This window comes from Arthrobacter sp. H20 (assembly GCF_000520515.1).
Classification (GTDB): domain Bacteria; phylum Actinomycetota; class Actinomycetes; order Actinomycetales; family Micrococcaceae; genus Arthrobacter_D.
Genome location: NZ_KI914732.1, coordinates 23,161 through 41,809, shown reverse-complemented (window position 1 = coordinate 41,809; position 18,649 = coordinate 23,161). Strand labels below are relative to the sequence as shown.

The window sequence follows — 18,649 nt, the reverse complement described above, 5'->3', positions numbered from 1 at the left end:
GCGGCTAGAACCCGCCACCTCCGCCGTCGACAGCCATGTTGTTGAACCGTGAGTAATGGCCCTGGAACCCGACGACTATGGTTTTCGTCGGACCGTTACGGTGTTTGGCGACAATCACGTCGGCCTCACCGGCGCGCGGAGATTCCTTGTCGTAGACGTCGTCGCGGTGCAGCAGGATCACCATGTCGGCGTCCTGCTCAATCGAACCACTCTCACGAAGGTCAGAGACCATCGGGCGCTTGTCGGTGCGCTGCTCAGATCCTCGGTTCAGCTGCGACAGCGCTACCACTGGCACATTCAGCTCTTTGGCCAACAGCTTGAGTGCACGGGAAAACTCTGAGACTTCCTGCTGACGCGACTCAACGCGCTTGCCTGAGGACATCAGCTGAAGGTAGTCCAACACCACCAGCTTGAGGTCATGGCGCTGCTTCAGCCGCCTGCACTTCGCCCGGATCTCCATCAATGACATGTTGGGGCTGTCATCGATGAATAGCGGCGCGTCATTCATCCGGCCCATAGTGGTGGCGATCTTGCCCCACTGTTCGTCCTTGATCGTGCCCTTCCTCAGGTCCTGCAATCCAATGGTCGCCTCAGCCGACAGCAGGCGCATGGCGATCTCGTTGCGACCCATTTCGAGCGAGAAGAAAACAGTTGTCATGTTGTGCTTAATCGCTGCGGAGCGGGCCCAGTCCAGCGCGAAGGTCGATTTACCCATTGCCGGTCTCGCAGCGACAACAATCATCTGCCCGCCGTGCAGGCCCTGGGTAAGTTCGTCGAGTTCAAAGAAACCGGTGGGGACCCCAGTCATGCCTTCCCCACGGTGCCCGGCCGATTCAATCTCGTCGACCGTGCTTTCAATGATGTCCTTGAGGGGGACGTAATCCTCGGCGCTGCGCCGCTCGGCGACGGCGTACACCTCAGCCTGCGCGGCGTTGACTATGTCATCCACCTCCCCGTCGTTGGAATAGCCCAACTGGACGATCTTGGTGCCGGCATTGACGAGCCGCCGCAGGACTGCACGCTCCCGAACGATTTCAGCATAAAACCCGGCGTTCGCAGCTGTGGGTACGGATTGGATGAGGGTGTGCAGGTACGCCGGCCCCCCGATGCGGGAAATCTCGCCACGCTTGGTGAGTTCATCTGACACGGTGACGGCGTCGGCGGGCTCGCCGCGGCCGTACAGATCGATCACCGCCTCATAGATGCTCTCGTGGGCTGGGCGGTAAAAGTCCACTCCCCGCAGTACCTCGACACAGTCGGCAATTGCGTCTTTGGATAGCATCATTCCGCCTAGGACCGATTGTTCGGCGACCAGATCCTGCGGTGGTGTTCGTGTGAACTCCGGGGACCGGGTGTCCGCCGATGAATCAACGTGCGTGAGGGACACCGCTGCACTCTCTCTTCCAGTTACCTACCCCGGGAACCAGTCCGACGGATCGTCGTGGTGGTCGTATCCGGCCTGATAACCAACTGTCTATCACCTGGCACGGACAGTTTTGCGTCTGGGATACTCCGCAACGGTAGTGGCCATTAAGCATCCGACCAAGCGAGTAATCCACAGACCCTGTGGACAGCTTGTGGATTACGCGGCGTGTCTTGTGCACAGGATGGGGATAAGGGTGTGGATAAGGAAATACTTATCCAGCCAATATAGCTCTGACCTGCCCAAACGCTGAGTTCACCCTGTGGAGTAAATGTTTAGGTAGCCAACGTTCATGCGCTACCTTCGTGTTGACAGATGGTCTCCGAGGGCATAGGGCACAAGGTTATTCACCGGCTATCCACAGCCCATCTCCGCTAATATGTGAGCCAGGCCACATCTCAGCCATGGTCCCCACCAGCCTATATACCCGGCCCCGCACCCCGAACTCCCGGTCGAGATAGCTTCATGCCCGGGCAGGAATACATTCTGAGGCGCCACATCGTCCTGTCAGTGAGATACTTTCCGGGGGTCCACTTTGAGCGGAGGAACTGGTCGGTGGAAGCGCAGCTATTCGTCGTCGTGCTGCTCTCGGTTGTCCTCGTACTCGGCGGGGCAATTGGTTCCATCAGCTGGCGTGACCGGACCCCCGCCTCCGGCGCCGGACACGGGGGCAGTGGCGGCGCCCCGAAACGATCCCGCCACTGGCGGCGCCCATCACGAGAGTATCGGCGCCACACCCACCATCCAGCAACCTCGACACCCGCTGCCGGCCCGGGCAGCGGCCTCCTACCGCAGTCCCAGCCGCCATCCGCACCGCACCTCCCGACGACGTCCACCGATGGCTCAGGGAAGGCTTCAGGCCCGCCATCTGGGGATGAGGGGATCGGAGCCGCGCGGGAGGCTCTCAGGGCCAACCAGCTCTCAATGGGAGATCCGCGGCTCAGCACGCTGGATCGGGTTCAGGCACTTATGAGCAGCCCGGCTTTTGCGCTGCATCTGGCGGAGCAACCGCCCACACCCGACGAAGACGACAAAAGGGACCCCCGCAGTGAGCGGGAGCCCCTCTAGCCATACTGAAGGAAGAGCGTCTAACCTAGCTGGCGACGACGTCCAGATCAATCACTGCTGAAACATCCTCATGCAGGCGGACGTTCGCCTGGTAGGTGCCAACCGACTTGATGTGGGCTGGCAGTTCGACCTTGCGCTTGTCGATGGTGCCGAGGCCTGCGGCCTCGACAGCCTTAGCGACATCTTCAGCCTTGACGGTGCCGAACAGGCGACCGGACTCGCCGGCCTTGACGTTCAGCTTCACCGGCTTGGCGGAGAGAGCAGCTGCCTGGTTCTGGGCTTCCTCGAGTGTCGAGTGCACGCGTGCAACGCGAGCAGCCTTGATTGACTCGACCTGCTTTTCGCCGCCCTTGGTCCAGGTGAGAGCGAAGCCGCGGGGCAGAAGAAAGTTACGTGCGTAACCGTTCTTTACCTCGACAATGTCGCCTGCAGCACCAAGACCTGTTACTTCATGGGTCAGAATGAGCTTTGCCATTGGATAGGTTCCTTTCCTTAACCGCGGCCTGCGCCGGAGTACGGCAGAAGGGCAACTTCGCGGGCATTCTTGATTGCCTGCGCAATTTTGCGCTGCTCCTGCACTGTGACACCGGTTACGCGGCGGGCACGGATCTTTCCGCGATCGGAAATGAACTTACGCAGCAACGCTACGTCCTTGTAGTCGATGACTGTGACGTCAGCGGCCTTCAAGGGATTGGACTTTGGTTTGGGCTTACGAAGTTCAGCCTTAGCCATCGTGGTGCTCCTTATGTCTGGTGGAGCCCGCAGAACGATTCTGCGGGATGGGAACTACTGTGGCGGTGTCCACGACCGAATGCGGTGCGGTCCTGCCGTGAAGAAAGCTTAGAAGGGAGGCTCGGACGAATCCGGGCCGTTGCCCCAGCCGGAGGAATTGCCTCCGGAAGAGTTACCCCCTGCGGGCGCGCCCCATGGGTCATCGGCTGGCTGTTGTGCCTGCTGACCACCCTGCTGACCGCCGCCCCAACCTGAGTTGGAATTGTTTCCGCCGCCGCTGTTACCGCCGAAGCCACCACCACCGCCACCGCCGGAGCGCTGGGTGCGGGTGACTTTAGCTGACGCATAGCGCAGGGATGGACCGATCTCGTCCACCTCAAGTTCCATAACAGTGCGCTTTTCGCCTTCTTTGGTGTCGTACGAGCGTGACTTGAGACGACCCTGAGCGACGACGCGGGTGCCCTTGGTCAGGGTCTCCGCAACGTTCTCTGCCGCTTCACGCCATACCGACGCACGGAGGAACAGCGTTTCGCCGTCCTTCCACTCGTTGGACTGGCGGTCGAAGGTCCGCGGCGTCGATGCAATGGTGAAATTTGCCACTGCCGAGCCTGACGGGGTGAAACGAAGTTCGGGATCGCTGGTGAGATTACCGACGACCGTAATTATGGTCTCGCCTGCCATGGTGCCTCCTACTGTCACAGCCCACTGCGGTGGGCCTGTCTAATCTGTGAAGCTGAGCCGAAACTATTCGGCTGAGACCTTCTGCTCCTCGGGACGGATGATCTTGGTACGCATGATCGTCTCGTTGAGGCTCAGCTGGCGATCGAGCTCGGCAGCGATCGCAGGGGTGGCAGTGAAGTTCACTACAGCGTAGAAACCTTCAGCCTTCTTCTTGATTTCGTAGGCGAGGCGACGACGTCCCCACAGGTCTACTTTGTCTACGGTGCCGCCACCGTTCCGGACGACATTCAGGAACTTTTCGAGCGACGGCTCAACGGTACGTTCCTCGACATCGGGGTCGATGATTACCATCAATTCATATGCACGCATTTGTGAACCCACCTCCTCTGGGCTAAACGGTCACGGTCTTTCCGTAACAGGAGGTTCTGTTTGCGTTGACCTGTCTAAGCGCTGGTTCCCCTTCCGGGCGCCAGCGTCAGCACAGACTTTTCAATGCTACCGGAGATTCAGCGCCGGGCCGAACCGTGTGGATAACTTGCTAAGCGTTCGAAGTGAAGAACAGTTCGGTTGCTGTCGCCAGGTAAAACGGGTCCTCAACACCGCACAGTTCCCGCGCCGAGTGCATTGACAATAGGGGGGTGCCGACGTCGATGGTCCGGATTCCAAGCCGGGTGGCGGTCAGCGGCCCAATGGTTGACCCACAAGGCATGACGTTGTTGGAGACGAATTCCTGGTAGGGCACTTTCGCTTCACGGCACAGTCGCGCCCAATAGGCCGCGCCCGGCGCATCGGTGGTGTACCGCTGGTTGGCGTTGATCTTCAGCAGCGGCCCGCCGCCCAGGATGGGCCGGTTGGCCGGGTCGTGCCGCTCGGCGTAGTTCGGGTGCACCGCGTGACCGGCATCGGCTGAAACGCAGAAGGACGCGGCCAGTGCCCTCCTGCGGTCTTCCTGATCCGAGCCAAGTCCGGCCGAAATCCTGTGCAGCACGTCCTCGAGAAACGGTCCGCTGGCCCCGGACCGGGAGGCACTGCCAACTTCCTCATGGTCAAAAGCAGCCAGGACGGCAATCGGTCCATCATCAGCTCCCGCATCGGCTGCCGCAATCAGGGCAACAAGCCCGGCGTGCACCGAGGAAAGGTTGTCCAGCCGTCCTGCGGCAAAAAAGGCTTCGCCGGCCCCAAACACGCCGCCCGGCTGGGTGTCAGCGACTACGACGTCGTACCCGCCGACGTCCGCTGCGGCTACCCCCGCTGAGTCAGCCAGGAGTTCGAGCAGGTCGGCGTCGCGCGGATCACCCAGACCCCAGACGGGATTCATGTGCTGCTGCTTGTCGAGTGTGAGCCCATCATTGACCGAGCGGTCGAGGTGGATGGCGAGCTGCGGGAACCGAAGAAGCGGGGCAGTGGAGACCAGGTGTTCGGCACCATCATGGGTCACCAACCTGCCGGCGAGCGCCAGTTCGCGGTCGAGCCAGGAGTTCAACAGTGGGCCGCCATAGATTTCGACGCCGGCCTGCAGCCAGCCATGCCGGCCGGTGGTCGGCTTGGGCTTCAGTTTGAACCCGGGCGAATCGGTGTGAGCGCCCAGGATGTGGAAACCCGTGAGGGGAGTGGCGTTGGTGGGCGTCACCCAGGCGATGAGGGCGCCGTCGCGGACCACCAGGAACTTGCCCGCCTCAGCGGCCCACGCCTCGGCTTCGTCCAATCGGACAAAACCGGCCTTTTCCAGCCGGGCGGCACCCTCGGCGGCGGCATGGAAACTCGAGGGTGAGGCGCCGATGTAGGCGCCGAGATCGGTGATGTGCTGGAGAGCAGTCATGAGTTTGAGCCTACCAAGGCTCAGTAATCCTGCCCCTGGCTGGGGACCACCAGGCCTGACTCATAGGCGTAGACCACTGCCTGCACCCGGTCCCGCAGGTGCAGTTTGGTGAAGATCCGTCGGACATGCGTTTTCACTGTGGCTTCGGACAGGAAGAACTTGTGGGCTAGTTCAGCATTGGACAGGCCCTCGGCAATGGCGCTGAGCACCTGCCGTTCCCGTGGCGTGAGGTCCCCCAGCAGGGGATCGGCGGGTGGGCGCGCGGCATGCGGCGGCAGCGACCGGACATAGGTTTCGAGCAGCCGGCGGGTTATGCGCGGGGCCACCACTGCGTCTCCACTGGCAACCACCCGCACGGCGTGCACCAACTCCTCTGGCCCCACATCCTTCAGGAGGAATGCCGAAGCGCCGGCTTGCAGACCCGCGAAAGCGTATTCATCCAGATCGAAGGTGGTCAGGATGATGATGCGTGAACTGGAGCCCGACGCGGTAATGAGACGGGTCGCCTCGATCCCGTCCATCGATGGCATCCTCACATCCATCAACATGACGTCGGGCTTGAGCGAGGCCTCCAACCGCACGCCTTCGGCGCCGTCCGACGCTTCACCGACTATGACGAGGTCGTTCTCGCCCTCCAGGATGAGACGGAATCCCATCCGAAGCAGCGGTTGATCGTCCACGAGGAGTACCTTGATGGGCTCACCCGCCTCTGGCTCGCCGGAGGCGGGCCCAACCAGTGCTCCATCAGACGCTTCTGACACGCTGTTCCCCCTTCGTCGTTGCCTCTTGATCCTCCGGGATCACCAGGCGAGCGTCGACGATCCAGCCGCCGTCGGGCCCCGGTCCGCAGTCAACCGTTCCAGAGTAGATGGAGGCACGCTCCTGCATCCCAGTAATTCCCTGTCCCGTGCCAACCGACACCACCGGGCCCATGCTGCCGCGGCCGTCATCGGACACCCTTACTCTGACCTGGGTCCCCGTGCGCGCAATGGCTACGTTGACTGTCGTCACGCCCTTGCCATAGCGCAGCACATTGGTCAGGGATTCCTGGATAATGCGATACACGGTGAGCTGGAAGGCTGGATCTTCAGGCAGTCCAGGCCCCGAGAGGCCCAGCCGGATGGGCAGACCCGCAACTTGGAATCCGTCCAGCAGGGTGGAAAGCGAACCCGCCGCTGGCAGCGGCTCACGGGGTGCAGCAACAGGGCCCTCACGCAGTACGCCAAGCACCCTGCGCATATCAGCAAGGGCCGTCCGACCGCTGGCGGAGAGCTCGTCGAGGACTTCGCGGGCGCGTTCCTGATCTCGTTTCATCACCACGGCGGCCCCATCGGAGAGTGCGATCATGACGGACAGAGAGTGGGCGACGACGTCGTGCATCTCCCGGGCAATCCGGTTGCGTTCAGTGGCTGACGCGAGTTCGGCGTTGCGGGTGGCCCAGTCGCGGAGCGCTCTTTCGTGCTCCCGGTCCCGGCGGGTCGTTATCCCAAATCCGATCGCGAGGAAGTACCACATGAGGACAAAGCCCATCACGATCCAGATGAGGTACGGAGCCTCTTCGACAAACAGGGCCTCAACAAACCAGAGGGGGGTAATCGTGAGGAGCGCCGCTCCGGCAAGCGCCCACAGCGCGGTGCGGAAGGGATGGTGGGCGGCGACAGCGTAGAGCGCAAACCACGCACCAATTCCGACACTTGCCTGCCCCTCCGACGTCATAAGGCTGATCCACTCGAGGACCGTCAGTGTGCCGAGGACAATCAGCGGGCGGTCCCGCCGCCAGAAGAGTACAACGCCGGCCGCGATAACCGGGACGAAGGCAAAGTAGTGGGTGGAAATGTCTGCAGCCAGGATCAGCATGGTAAGACTGACAAGGAGGTAGATCAGCACGACCACTGCATCGGTGACCCGGGGGTGACTGCGCACGAACCGCCGGAGGGGCCCGCGTCGCCGTGCATTGATCTCAGTGAAGGAGACGGCGGCCGTTCGCTCCGCCGCCCCCTCCACCGAGGCTTTTTCACTCATTGAGTGAGCTTATCGGTCAGCAGGTGACCGGGTCTTTACACGTCCCGCTTCTTGGTGGCCAGCAGGGAAACGATCAGCAGCACCAGAGCCCAGCCGCCGAGCACCAGCGCGCCTTGCCACTGGTTTAGCGCACCGTCGGCGATGGTGATTGCCACCATCTGCTCACCCGCACTGCTGGGGAGGAAGCGGGCAGCGTCGGGGACCCAATCGGCGATTCCAGCCAGGAGAGTGGCAACAAGAATGGGGAGGATGAGAAGGAGGCCGATAGTAGTGACCACGCCCCCAGCGGTGTTGCGGAGCAGCGTGCCAATAGCCATGGCAATGACAGCCATCAATGCCAGCACCGAACCGGTGTTGATGATGTGCAGCAACACCCCCTCATCCCCCAGCCCAAACTCGAGCCCTGACGGCGCCAGGATCGGCTGCGCAATAAGGTAACTGACGAAGGCGGAGACCGCACCGACAACGAATGCCACCACAGCAAATACCAGTTGCTTGGCGAGCAGGGCCGGTATGCGTTTGGGTACTGCCACCATCGTGGAGCGAATCATTCCCGTGCCCCACTCGGAGGCGATCAGGACAACCCCGAGTGAGCCGATCAGCAGCTGGCCGAAGATCAGTCCGGAGCCTGGAATGGTGTTGGTGATTGAGGTGGCGTCTGGTGCCCCCTGCATCTGGGCGGTCATCTCCGGGTCTCCCTGGAGATCCAGCAGGACCGTCGTCTGCCAGGCAAAGAGGGCAGCCAAACCGATCATTACTATCACCGTGATGGACACCATGATGACTGTGGATGGAATGGTGACCAGTTTGATCCATTCCGACTTCAGGACCCGGATGAAGTTCACGCCGCTCCCCTGGGTTCCGCTGCGCTTCGATGCTGCGACTGCTGTGTGGGACATGGCTACTTTCCTTGCCCGACGCTGGCAGCCTGAGCTGTCCGCGGGAGATCATGCGAGTGGTACTCGACTGAGTCGTTGGTGAGCTGCATGTATGCCTCTTCGAGGGACGCCTGCAGGGGCGTGAGTTCGTAGACCAGCACCCGGTTATCCAGGGCCGCCCGAGCAATACGGTGTGAATCCGCACCAGTGACTTCGAGGAGTTCGGGTTCCAGCTGGTGCAAGGTCACTCCATCACCCGCGAGGGCCCGGATAAGTTCTGCCGGGTTGTCGGTGCGGACCCGGGTGCGGGTCTTCCCCTGGTCCGAGATGATCTGCTCGATGGGCGCGTCGGCGATGATCCGGCCCCGGCCGATCACAATCAGGTGATCTGCTGTCAATGCCATTTCCGACATCAGGTGGGAGGACAGGAACACTGTCCGGCCCTCGGCTGCCAGCCCCTTGGCGAGGTGGCGTACCCACTGGACACCCTCGGGGTCCAGTCCATTGACCGGCTCGTCGAGGATTACCGTGTGAGGATCGCCCAGCAAAGCGCAGGCGATCCCAAGGCGCTGGCCCATCCCGAGGGAGAAACCACCGACCCGCTTCTTGGCGACCGGACCCAGCCCGGTCATTTCGATGACTTCCTTGACCCGGCTATTAGGGATGCCGTGGGTCGCTGCCATGGCGCGCAGATGGTTATAGGCACTGCGCTTGGTGTGGACCGCCTTCGCGTCCAGCAGGGCGCCAACCTCGCGTAGCGGGGCATGGTGTTCGGCGTAGCGCCGCCCGTTAACTGTGACGCTGCCTGCGGACGGATTGTCCAGCCCGACGATCATCCGCATGGTAGTGGACTTACCGGCGCCGTTGGGGCCGAGGAAGCCGGTTACCTTACCGGGGTGGACAGTAAATGACACGTTGTCCACTGCTGTCTTGGAGCCATAGCGCTTCGCCAGGCCTTGTGCCTCAATCATGGCTGCGTCCTTAAGATTGCTTCGATGCCCGCTGTTGGTGGGCCTCCCTCTACCCTACGGATTGGCCCCCGCTCGGTCGCCGCTCCCTGGGATGATGTTTGGCGGACTTCGTATACACCTTTCGGATGAGTGAGGTCCCGCGCTCCCCCGACCACCGATCCCCCGCGCTCCCCCGACCACCGGACGCAGAAACGGCCCTTGGGGTCAGGATTGCCGGTTGTAACCGGCGAACCTGACCCCAAGGGCCGTTTCTGGGTGTTCGACGTGGGACTACCGTGAGCTGATTGACTCGAACTTCTTGATGCAGAGCGGCACGAAGATGACCAACATCAGAGCGATTCCCAGGAAAATGGTGATGAACGGATTCTGGAGGGTCCAGGCCGTGGGCCCCGGGAAGTCCGGGTTCGTGTTGCCGAATAGCTGTCGGGCCGACTCCACCAGTGCCGACACCGGATTCCATTCAGCGATATTCTTCAGCACCTCGGGCATGGTGTGAATCGGGACGAAGGCGTTGGAGATGAAAGTCAGCGGGAACAGGATCATGAAGGAAGCGTTATTGATGACCTCGGGGCTTCGCACGCTCATGCCCAGTAGAGCCATCACCCAGCTGAACGAGTAGCTGAAGAGGAGCAGAATTGCCACGCCGCCGAGGAATCCCCAGACCGAGGTGGTAACCCGCCAGCCGACGATCCAGCCGGTGCCCATCATGATCAGCATCGAGATGCTGTTGATCACCAGGTCACCGTTGGTACGGCCGATCAACACCGCCGCGGGGCTCATGGGCAACGTACGGAACCGGTCAATGATGCCGTCCTTGAGATCCTGTGCCATGGCGGCTCCGGAGAACGTCGACCCGAAGATGACCGTCTGCGCAAAAATACCAGCCATCAGGAAGTTGGTGTAGTCGGAGACATTCATTGCCCCGCCGTACACCTGGCTGAACAGCAACACGAACATGATCGGCTGCAGGATGGTGAAGACCAGAATCTCAGGTACCCGTTTGATCTTGATCAGGTTTCGGCGGGTGGCAATCCACCCGTCGGAGAGTAATTGACCGGCCGGAGTGCCGACGCTCTGGTAGGTCTGCTTGGTGAGGACACTCATTTGGCTTTCTCCATTTCGGCTGCGTTGGCGTCCTGCTCTTGTTCGGCGGTGTGGCCCGTGAGCTTGAGGAACACATCGTCGAGGGTGGGACGACGCATCCCGGCGTCGTGCAGGCCAACACCTGCCTGTCCAAGATCCGCGAGCACATACTGCAAGGCGCGGGGACCGTCGGTGACGGCTACCTCAACGCTGCGGCGGTCACTGGATACCCGGGCTTCTCCCTCACCGTGGCGGGCAAGGATCTCACTGGCAGCGCCGGCTTCGGCTTCGTCAACCAGTGCAACGACCACACGGTGTCCGCCGATCTGCGCCTTCAACTGATCCGAGGTGCCCTCGGCGATGACTTTGCCACCGTCGATCACAGCAATGTCATCAGCGAGGTGGTCGGCCTCCTCGAGATACTGGGTGGTGAGCAGCAGGGTGGTGCCGTCATTGACCAGGTTCTTGATGATCTGCCAGAGAGCCAACCGGCTCCGCGGATCAAGGCCCGTGGTGGGTTCGTCAAGGAAAAGGATCTTCGGGTTGATGACCAGCGCGCCGGCCAGGTCGATCCGGCGGCGCATGCCACCGGAGAAACCCTTCACCGGGCGGTTGCCGGCCTCGGTGAGCTCGAATTGGTCGATCAATTCCTGTGCACGACGCCTCGCCGTCTTGGCACCTAAGTGGTAAAGCCGACCGACCATTTCCAGGTTCTCGAACCCGGTGAGGTTTTCGTCAACGGCCGCATACTGTCCCGACGCCCCGATAATGCGGCGGACTGCCCGGGGGTTCGAGAGCACATCGATGCCATCCACAACCGCTGTGCCCTCGGTGGGCTGGATCAGCGTTGTCAAGACCTTCACAACGGTGGTCTTGCCCGCACCGTTGGGACCGAGCAGCGCCTTCACTGTGCCCTGCGGCACCGATAAGTCCAACCCGTCCAGCGCATGAACGGGGCCACTCTTCGATTTGTAGGTCTTTTTCAGACCCCTGGCCTCAATAATTGTCATGCGCCCAAGCTTATGTTTCAGCAAGGTCGGCGGGTACCAATTGCGGACAGCTTTTGACCTTAGGTAAGTCTGAATCCGGGCTCGCTCCCGGTTTGCCGGCTAGGCAGCCGGTGGGTTCGGGTGTTTTGCGCCGGTGTCGGCGTCGCGTTCGGTATGGGTGTGGCGTTCAGCGGCCGCCGGTGCCACGATGAACGAAGCGAGCACAGCCACTCCCACGACGAGCAACGCATTGCGGATACCCACCACGTCGCCAAGGAACCCCAACAGGGGTGGACCGGCGAGGAAGGCCATATAGCCGATGGTGGAAACGACCGACACGCGTGCTGCTGCGTGGCGAGGTTCGTCGGCAGCAGCGGACATTCCCATGGGGAATCCTAGCGCCGCGCCAGCTCCCCAGAGCACCGCCCCAACCGCGGCGAGCGGGACGCTCGGAGCGAGCACGAAAACAATCAGACCGATCAGGGACGAGCCGAGGCTGATCTGCAGCACCCTGACCCGGCCATACCGGTCAATCACTGCGCCACCCACAAACCGGAACAGGGTCATCGCTGCGACAAACACGCCGAACATTAGGGCTCCGGTAGCCTCAGTGGCACCCAGGCCGTCGACGGTGGCTTTCGCCACCCAGTCGTTGGCTGTGCCTTCGGTCAACGCCGCGCCCAGCACCACGAGCCCGATCAGCAGTGTGCGCGGCTCCAGCCACGCGGCAAAACGGCTGCGCTCGGCCGTGCCAGGGTATGCGTCGGCGTGGGATATCTCGGGGAGGAAATAGCGGGGAACCCACAGCGCCACCACCATCGCCACCGCTGCAACTCCGAGCAGGTGGTAGGACAGATCAACGCCGATCCGCGATAGTGCCGCACCGACCATCGCGCCGACGAAGGCGCCGCCGCTGAACGCTGCGTGGAACTTCGGCATGATGGTGCGCCGGAGGCGATGTTCGACGTCGGCACCCTCAATGTTTTGCGCGACATCCCACAACGCGACCCCCACGCCGAACAGGAACAGTCCGACCGCCGTGAGGGGGATCGACGTCGTCGTCAAGCCGCCCGCGATAGTCACCGCGGCAAGGGCAGACACCACTCCCCCGATCCGGACCGTGTTGGCAACTCCGACCCGGCCGGAAATGCTGCCCGCAAGGGGCAGTGCCAGCACTGACCCGGCGGCAGCAGCCAACAGCAGGGCGCCGGTTTCTCCCGACCCAAGGCCGAGCGCTGAGGACGCCGCCGGAATCCGGGCCGCCCAACTGGCGAAGACCAGCCCGTTGAGCCCGAAAACAGCGAATGTTGCCCACATGGCCTGTGACACGTTAGTTTGCACCAGTAAACCGTATGCGTAATCCTCGCGGGCGGGCTACAACCGTCGACGTAGGGTTGGACACATGGCAACTAAACCCAGCACTCCCGCCCCAGCCGACGGCACCGGCACCGGCACCGAACTGTTCGCTGGTGGAAAGCTCTCCGGTGAGGGCTGCTACGGCGACGGCGTGCGGCAAGGCGCGTGGCGGTTCTATTTCAAGACGGGACAGTTGAAGGCGGCAGGCTCATATCTCGAAGGCGAGTTGGACGGATACTGGGAATGGCACCGTGACGGCGGTGGGTTTCTGCAGCACGGCGCGTTTGCCAACGGCGTGCAGGACGGGGAGTGGACCCGCTATCACAGCACTGGCGCCGTCCTCGATCACGGCTGGTATGCCGGGGGAAAGAAGGCCGGCGAATGGGTGGCTACGCCCCAGACGGCTCCGAGACTCAGCGCAAAACATACCCCTAACCCCGCGTGGACAGGTCAGCGGTCCCGCTGCACCCGGCCCTCGTCCCAGACCGGCTCCTCAGTCTCGTACACCTTGCCATCTGAGCCGAAGACCATGAACCGGTCGAAGCTACGGGCGAACCACCGGTCGTGGGTGACAGCCAGCACTGTGCCCTCGAACGCGTCGATGGCCTTTTCCAGCGCCTCGGCCGAGTGGAGGTCGAGGTTGTCGGTTGGCTCATCGAGCAGCAGCAACGTGGCACCGGAGAGTTCGAGCAGCAGGATCTGCAGCCGCGCCTGTTGTCCGCCCGAGAGGGAGTCGTACTGCTGCTCGGCCTGCCCCGCCAGGCCGTAGCGGTCGAGGACGCCTGACGCCGCCTCCCGCGGCAACCCCGATCGGTGATCGTCGCCGCGATGCAGGATGTCCAGGAGCGTGCGGCCCAGCAGGTCGGGGCGCACGTGGGTCTGCGCGAAGAAGCCGGGCCGGATCCGCGCGCCGAGCTTCACTGTCCCCTCGTGGGGCACGGGCGCGATGCTGACTTCGGAGACCGGTTCATGTTCCTTCTCCGGGTCGGTGCCACCACTGGCCAGAAGGCGCAGGAAGTGGGACTTGCCGGACCCGTTGGAACCGAGCACCCCCACCCGGTCACCGAACCAGATCTCGGTGCTGAACGGTTTCATGAGCCCGGTTAGTTCCAGTTTCTGCGCGACGACGGCACGTTTAGCCGTACGACCACCCTTGAGCCGCATGCTGACGTTCTGTTCGATCGGGATGGCCTCAGGTGGTCCCGCCTCAAGGAATTTCGCAAGCCGCGTCTGGGCCGCGTGGTACCGGTTGGCCATGTCGGACCGGAACGCTGCCTTGTTCTTGTACATGTTGACGAGTTCTTTGAGTTTCAGGTGCTCCTCGTCCCACCGGCGGCGAAGCTCCTCGAACCGGAGGTTCCGGTCGGTGCGCGCCTGCAGATAGGTTTCGAAGCCGCCGCCGTGGATCCAGCTGGACGCGCCGAGCGCCCCCGGCTCCAGCGTGATGATGCGGGTAGCGGCGTTGGCCAGCAGTTCCCGGTCGTGGCTGACGAACAGCACGGACTTCTTCGACTCATTCAGCTTCGCTTCAAGCCAGCGCTTCCCCGGGACGTCAAGGTAGTTGTCGGGTTCATCAAGGAGCAGCAACTCGTCCGGCCCGGAGAACAGGGCCTCCAGGACCAGCCGTTTCTGCTCGCCGCCGGACAACGACGACGACGCCCGGTACTGCGCCCGGGCGTAGGGCACCCCAAGTGCAGCCATTGTCACTTCGTCCCATATGGTTTCGAGTTCATACCCACCGGCGTCGCCCCACTCGGTGATTGCGTGGGCGTAGCGCATCTGGGTGGGTTCGTCGTCGTTCTCCATCATCGCGAGCTCGGCGTCGTCAACCGCTTTGGCCGCCTTGGCGAGCGCTGGCGGTGCAGCGGAAACCAGCAGGTCACGCACAGTCGTCTCATCCCGGACCTGCCCAACGAACTGGCGCATAATTCCCATGTTGCCGGAGCGGGTGACGGCTCCTTCGTCTGCGTTGATGTCCCCGGCTATGACGCGAAGCAGGGTGGTTTTGCCGGTCCCGTTGGGACCAATCAGGGCGGTCTTGTGCCCGTCGCCGACCTTGAAACTGACAGCGTTCAGCAATTGCCGCCCGTCGGAGAGGAAATAGTCGATATTGGAAACGTCTAGATGAGCCACGACTTAAGTCTGTCACCCGAATCCAAACCCGCCCCATCCCGCCCACCTCGCCATCGAGCGGGCTCAACGAACTTCCCCATCGAGTCAACCGTTATTACCGGTGTGCCGAGAGATTCCTGTCATAAGTAGTGACTCGATGGGGTTGAGTCAACGGGAAACCAGAATCTGGCAGTTCAGCTGTCCAGGAACGCCCGATCGATCGATTCCAGGTTGTTGAAGCTGTAGACATGGACCCCGGCAAAACCACCCGTGTCCTTGACCGAGCGGATCAGCGGGGCAGGATCGTACGACGACGGCGCCAGCACGCTCCGCACGAGCGAACCGCCCCCGGCACCGGTGAGCGACCGCCGGGCAAACCGCAGGGACGGTCCCACGCCGATCCGCGCAGCCAGCGAAATCAGCTTTGAGCGGCCGACGGCGCCTGGAACTCCGGCCCACACGGGCAAAGTGATTCCCGCAGCATGCAAATCGTCGAGATAATCCGCCAACACCGGGCCGGAAAAACAGAGCTGGGTGACCGCCCACGAACACAAATCCTGTTTGGCCAGCAGCAGGTCGGTGAGTTCAGCGGCTGAAACGCCGGGCCGGCCCTCAGGATAGGCAGCCGTCCCCAGCGTAAAGAAACCAGATCCCATCGATGCAGTGTCCTCCATCAGCGCCCCGCTCCAGGCGTAGGGTCCGGCGCCGGGGTCGCCGTCGCCGGCTATCACGAAGATATCCGAGACGCCCGCGGTCTGCAGCCTGGTCAGGAAACCGGCAAGCTGCCCCCGGGAGGTGAGGGAACGGGCAGCAAGATGAGGCACCGCCCGGTAGCCGAGCTCCGCCAGTCGCACCGCAAGGGTGACCGTCTCCTCAGCCCCGTGATGTGGCAGGCAGGTAATGGTGACGGTCGCCGGGGCGGGCAGGTGCTTCTGCAGCTGGTCCACAATGCCCGGACCCGGGATAATTTCCACCCGGAGCGGGAGGGATCCCGGGAGATCAGCCACCGCTCAACACTCGACGACGTTCAGTGCTAGCCCCCCACGGGCCGTCTCCTTGTACTTGTCCATCATGTCCGCGCCCGTGTCCCGCATCGTCTTGATGGCAACATCGAGCGATACATGGTGCTTGCCGTCACCGCGCACGGCCATCCGGGCGGCGGTGATCGCCTTCATGGCGCCCACCGCGTTGCGCTCGATGCACGGAATCTGCACCAGACCACCGACGGGGTCGCAGGTCAGACCGAGGTTATGTTCGATGCCGATCTCGGCGGCGTTCTCTACCTGCTCGGGAGTACCCCCCAGCACCTCGGCAAGGGCTCCGGCTGCCATGGCACAGGCCGAACCCACCTCGCCCTGGCATCCCACCTCGGCGCCTGAGATGGAGGCGTTCCTCTTGAACAGCGCACCGACTGCAGTGGCAGCCAGCAGGAACCGGACGACGCCGTCGTCGTTCGCCCCCGGAACGAAGTCCACATAATATTTCAGGACCGCCGGGATGATCCCCGCAGCACCGTTGGTCGGAGCGGTGACCACGCGCCCACCAGCTGCATTTTCCTCGTTGACGGCGAGCGCGAAGAGCGTGACCCACTCCATGGTGCTCAACTTGTCGTTGGGGTCCTCGACCTTCTGCTGCAATCTCAGCTGGGTGGCGGCTCGACGTCGGACGCCCAGCCCCCCGGGCAGAATCCCGTCGGTGGTGGATCCGCGACGGATGGTGTCCTGCATAACGTCCCAGATTTCGAGCAGCCCGGCGCGGACCTCGGCCTCGGTGCGCCAGGCAAGCTCATTGGCCATGACGACCTCGGAGAATGACTTCCCGTTTGCAGCGCACACCTCAAGTAACTGCTCGCCGGTATCGAAGGGATGCTGCACCGGCACTGTCGCCTCAGCCGCTGGGTCAGCACCGATCTGGTCCTCATCCAGCACAAACCCACCGCCCACCGAGAAGTAGTCACGGACCAGCAGCTCGGTGCCGTCAGCACTGTAGGCGTGGAACCGCATCCCGTTGGTGTGGAAGTCGAGCCGCTTTCGCCGGTGCATGATCAGGTCAACTTCCGGGTCGAAGTCGATCTCCCGGCGTCCAGCGAACCGCAACCGGCGGGTCTGGCCCACCTCATCGACGCGAGGACCCGCGGCGATAGGGTCGACAAGCTGCGGCTGTTCACCCTCAAGCCCAAGGATGACCGCCTTGATGGTGCCATGGCCGTGACCGGTCACTCCCAGCGAGCCGAACAGCTCCACCTCCACCCGGTGCACCTCATCCACCAGACCCTGCTGCTCCACCAGCTCCGTGTAGAGGAACGCAGCCTTCATCGGCCCCCCGGTGTGGGAGCTGGAGGGGCCGATTCCTATTTTAAACAGGTCGAACGCACTGATGGGCATGGAGTTCCTTAGCTCTGGTTCTGGGTTCCCGCGCCCAAGGGCACGACGTCGGCATACAACGGGTAATCAGCGGCCAACGCTTCGACCCGCCGCGCCAGTGAGGTGAGGTCGGCGTCAGCGGGCGCGATCAAGGCCTCGGCGATGATGTCCGCCACCATCGTGAAGGCCTCAGGCCCAAACCCACGACTGGCCAGCGCGGGAGTGCCGATGCGCAGGCCTGAAGTAACCATGGGCGGGCGAGGGTCGAAAGGGACCGCATTGCGGTTCACAGTGATATCGATCTGTGCGAGGCGGTCCTCGGCCTGTTGACCATTCAGGTCGCAGTCCCTCAGGTCCACCAGGACCAGGTGCACGTCGGTACCTCCACTGACAACCGAGATGCCCTGCTCAACAACATCCGGCTGCATCAGGCGTTCGGCGAGAATGCGTGCGCCGTCGAGCACCCGCTGCTGGCGTTCCTTGAACTCGGCGGAAGCAGCAATCTTGAAGGCAACCGCCTTTCCGGCAATGACATGTTCAAGTGGCCCACCCTGCTGCCCCGGGAACACTGCCGAGTTGATTTTCTTGGCGATATCCGCTTCATTACTGAGGATAATGCCCCCGCGCGGACCGGCGAGGGTCTTGTGCGTGGTGGAGGTAGTGACGTGCGCGTGCTGCACTGGACTGGGGTGCAACCCTGCGGCGACCAGGCCGGCGAAGTGCGCCATGTCGACCATCAGGTAGGCGCCCACCTCGTCGGCGATGCTGCGGAACCGCTCGAAGTCGAGCTGCCTCGCGTAGGCTGACCAGCCGGCCACAATGAGCTGCGGCTTGTGCTCGCGCGCCAGGCGCTCGACGTCGTCCATGTCCACCCGGTAATCATCCGGGCGCACCTGGTAGGGCACCACGTTGTAGAGCCGGCCGGAAAAGTTGATCCTCATGCCGTGCGTCAGGTGCCCGCCGTGGGCCAGGTTCAGCCCCATGATGGTGTCCCCGGGCTTGATCAGGGCGTGCATAACGGCGGCGTTTGCTTGGGCCCCGGAGTGTGGCTGGACGTTGGCGAAGCCCGCGCCGAAGAGCTCCTTCACGCGGTCGATCGCGAGCTGCTCGAGGACGTCAACGTGCTCGCAACCGCCATAATAACGGCGGCCC

General features: G+C 62.8%; 18 protein-coding genes. 1 reads left to right on the top strand and 17 read right to left on the bottom strand.

The features are described from left to right. Window positions 1-4: 4 nt before the first annotated feature. Window positions 5-1,387 (bottom strand): replicative DNA helicase, encoded by a 1,383-nt coding sequence (dnaB, locus tag Y703_RS0110160; protein ID WP_026552612.1) that lies wholly within the window; start codon window positions 1,385-1,387, stop codon window positions 5-7. Window positions 1,388-1,978: 591 nt separating this feature from the next. On the opposite strand from dnaB, the gene Y703_RS20865 reads away from it, so the two are divergent. Further along, window positions 1,979-2,491 carry a hypothetical protein gene (locus Y703_RS20865; RefSeq protein WP_026552611.1) on the top strand — a complete coding sequence of 171 codons (513 nt, stop codon included), beginning with the start codon at window positions 1,979-1,981 and terminating at the stop codon, window positions 2,489-2,491. 25 nt (window positions 2,492-2,516) lie between these two features. Here the strand turns inward: Y703_RS20865 and rplI are convergent, their stop codons facing one another. The 16 genes from rplI to glyA form a co-directional block, all read right to left on the bottom strand. Next, a complete protein-coding gene (rplI, locus tag Y703_RS0110150) occupies window positions 2,517-2,966 on the bottom strand; it encodes a 50S ribosomal protein L9 (RefSeq protein WP_026552610.1) in 450 nt (149 codons plus the stop codon). Between the two features lie 17 nt (window positions 2,967-2,983). Further along, window positions 2,984-3,223: a 30S ribosomal protein S18 gene (gene rpsR / locus Y703_RS0110145; RefSeq protein WP_005273147.1), complete on the bottom strand. Its 240-nt coding sequence runs from the start codon at window positions 3,221-3,223 to the stop codon at window positions 2,984-2,986. Window positions 3,224-3,331: 108 nt separating this feature from the next. Next, window positions 3,332-3,904, bottom strand: a complete 573-nt coding sequence (locus tag Y703_RS0110140; RefSeq protein WP_026552609.1) for a single-stranded DNA-binding protein — start codon at window positions 3,902-3,904, stop codon at window positions 3,332-3,334. 63 nt (window positions 3,905-3,967) lie between these two features. After that, a complete protein-coding gene (gene rpsF, locus Y703_RS0110135; RefSeq protein ID WP_019482095.1) occupies window positions 3,968-4,273 on the bottom strand; it encodes a 30S ribosomal protein S6 in 306 nt (101 codons plus the stop codon). A gap of 169 nt (window positions 4,274-4,442) precedes the next feature. Continuing rightward, window positions 4,443-5,723: a M18 family aminopeptidase gene (locus Y703_RS0110130; protein WP_026552608.1), complete on the bottom strand. Its 1,281-nt coding sequence runs from the start codon at window positions 5,721-5,723 to the stop codon at window positions 4,443-4,445. Window positions 5,724-5,743: 20 nt separating this feature from the next. Further along, complete coding sequence (locus tag Y703_RS0110125) at window positions 5,744-6,460, bottom strand: response regulator (protein WP_155849488.1); 717 nt, start codon at window positions 6,458-6,460, stop codon at window positions 5,744-5,746. A gap of 7 nt (window positions 6,461-6,467) precedes the next feature. After that, window positions 6,468-7,745: a sensor histidine kinase gene (locus Y703_RS19230; protein ID WP_051427487.1), complete on the bottom strand. Its 1,278-nt coding sequence runs from the start codon at window positions 7,743-7,745 to the stop codon at window positions 6,468-6,470. 35 nt (window positions 7,746-7,780) lie between these two features. After that, window positions 7,781-8,644, bottom strand: a complete 864-nt coding sequence (locus tag Y703_RS0110115) for an ABC-2 transporter permease (protein ID WP_026552606.1) — start codon at window positions 8,642-8,644, stop codon at window positions 7,781-7,783. Window positions 8,645-8,646: 2 nt separating this feature from the next. Next, window positions 8,647-9,594, bottom strand: coding sequence for an ABC transporter ATP-binding protein (locus tag Y703_RS0110110; protein ID WP_026552605.1), 948 nt, complete (start codon window positions 9,592-9,594; stop codon window positions 8,647-8,649). A gap of 270 nt (window positions 9,595-9,864) precedes the next feature. Beyond that, entirely contained in the window at window positions 9,865-10,698 is an 834-nt protein-coding gene (locus Y703_RS0110105; protein ID WP_026552604.1) for an ABC transporter permease, read from the bottom strand. After that, complete coding sequence (locus Y703_RS0110100) at window positions 10,695-11,687, bottom strand: daunorubicin resistance protein DrrA family ABC transporter ATP-binding protein (protein WP_026552603.1); 993 nt, start codon at window positions 11,685-11,687, stop codon at window positions 10,695-10,697. The genes Y703_RS0110105 and Y703_RS0110100 overlap by 4 nt, the downstream gene beginning before the upstream one ends. Window positions 11,688-11,786: 99 nt before the next feature. Beyond that, window positions 11,787-12,983 carry an MFS transporter gene (locus Y703_RS19225; RefSeq protein ID WP_051427498.1) on the bottom strand — a complete coding sequence of 399 codons (1,197 nt, stop codon included), beginning with the start codon at window positions 12,981-12,983 and terminating at the stop codon, window positions 11,787-11,789. Window positions 12,984-13,472: 489 nt separating this feature from the next. Beyond that, the gene (locus Y703_RS0110085; RefSeq protein ID WP_026552602.1) at window positions 13,473-15,155 is read right to left on the bottom strand and encodes an ABC-F family ATP-binding cassette domain-containing protein; all 1,683 of its coding nucleotides are present in this window, start codon (window positions 15,153-15,155) and stop codon (window positions 13,473-13,475) included. A 173-nt stretch (window positions 15,156-15,328) separates the two neighbouring features. Further along, window positions 15,329-16,141 (bottom strand): methylenetetrahydrofolate reductase, encoded by an 813-nt coding sequence (locus Y703_RS0110080; RefSeq protein ID WP_026552601.1) that lies wholly within the window; start codon window positions 16,139-16,141, stop codon window positions 15,329-15,331. Window positions 16,142-16,144: 3 nt separating this feature from the next. Then, entirely contained in the window at window positions 16,145-17,518 is a 1,374-nt protein-coding gene (locus Y703_RS0110075) for an L-serine ammonia-lyase (protein ID WP_026552600.1), read from the bottom strand. 8 nt (window positions 17,519-17,526) lie between these two features. Then, window positions 17,527-18,649 (bottom strand): serine hydroxymethyltransferase (gene glyA, locus Y703_RS19220; RefSeq protein ID WP_035764590.1); only part of this gene is annotated, 1,123 nt, incomplete at its 5' end.

Coding starts and splice junctions, on each gene's coding strand:
- Y703_RS0110105 (WP_026552604.1), bottom strand. CDS start 10,698: ATGAGTGTCCTCACCAAGCAGACCTACCAGAGCGTCGGCACTCCGGCC.
- Y703_RS19230 (WP_051427487.1), bottom strand. CDS start 7,745: ATGAGTGAAAAAGCCTCGGTGGAGGGGGCGGCGGAGCGAACGGCCGCC.
- Y703_RS0110115 (WP_026552606.1), bottom strand. CDS start 8,644: ATGTCCCACACAGCAGTCGCAGCATCGAAGCGCAGCGGAACCCAGGGG.
- rplI (WP_026552610.1), bottom strand. CDS start 2,966: ATGGCAAAGCTCATTCTGACCCATGAAGTAACAGGTCTTGGTGCTGCA.
- rpsR (WP_005273147.1), bottom strand. CDS start 3,223: ATGGCTAAGGCTGAACTTCGTAAGCCCAAACCAAAGTCCAATCCCTTG.
- Y703_RS0110075 (WP_026552600.1), bottom strand. CDS start 17,518: ATGCCCATCAGTGCGTTCGACCTGTTTAAAATAGGAATCGGCCCCTCC.
- rpsF (WP_019482095.1), bottom strand. CDS start 4,273: ATGCGTGCATATGAATTGATGGTAATCATCGACCCCGATGTCGAGGAA.
- Y703_RS0110140 (WP_026552609.1), bottom strand. CDS start 3,904: ATGGCAGGCGAGACCATAATTACGGTCGTCGGTAATCTCACCAGCGAT.
- Y703_RS0110100 (WP_026552603.1), bottom strand. CDS start 11,687: ATGACAATTATTGAGGCCAGGGGTCTGAAAAAGACCTACAAATCGAAG.
- Y703_RS0110110 (WP_026552605.1), bottom strand. CDS start 9,594: ATGATTGAGGCACAAGGCCTGGCGAAGCGCTATGGCTCCAAGACAGCA.
- Y703_RS19225 (WP_051427498.1), bottom strand. CDS start 12,983: ATGTGGGCAACATTCGCTGTTTTCGGGCTCAACGGGCTGGTCTTCGCC.
- Y703_RS0110130 (WP_026552608.1), bottom strand. CDS start 5,723: ATGACTGCTCTCCAGCACATCACCGATCTCGGCGCCTACATCGGCGCC.